The sequence below is a fragment of the Peribacillus sp. SIMBA_075 genome, assembly GCF_046534585.1.
Genome location: NZ_JAWRYN010000260.1, coordinates 1 through 340, shown reverse-complemented (window position 1 = coordinate 340; position 340 = coordinate 1). Strand labels below are relative to the sequence as shown.

The window sequence follows — 340 nt, the reverse complement described above, 5'->3', positions numbered from 1 at the left end:
AACGGAGAAAATGCTCCGGATTCTTGGGATACTTGCTGGGGGCGTTACTGCTCAGCTCCGTGAAAAAAGCGAAACCGCGTCCAAAGTCGTGGATTCGCTGAGGCATCTCAAAGGTGGACGCTTAAGGGCGTGTTTCGTTTTTTTCACTCCGTCTCAGCAAGTATCCCAAAGACCTTCGCTTTTTTCTCCTGTTTCCTTTGGACAGCCTTTTTACTATTTCGCGCTTTCTTGAAAGAACTTTTGCAATGCAACACTTCTTATGAATCACGACAATAATCGATTAACATGATCATATGAAAATGCCTGATGCGCGTCTTCTGTATCGATTGACTTCGCTTCA

1 protein-coding gene is annotated in these 340 nt (G+C 44.7%); it reads left to right on the top strand.

All coding sequences use genetic code 11. The annotated features are described in order from the left end of the window. Window positions 1-232 (top strand): hypothetical protein (locus tag SB775_RS28150; RefSeq protein WP_410864457.1); only part of this gene is annotated, 232 nt, incomplete at its 5' end. Window positions 233-340 lie beyond the last annotated feature (108 nt).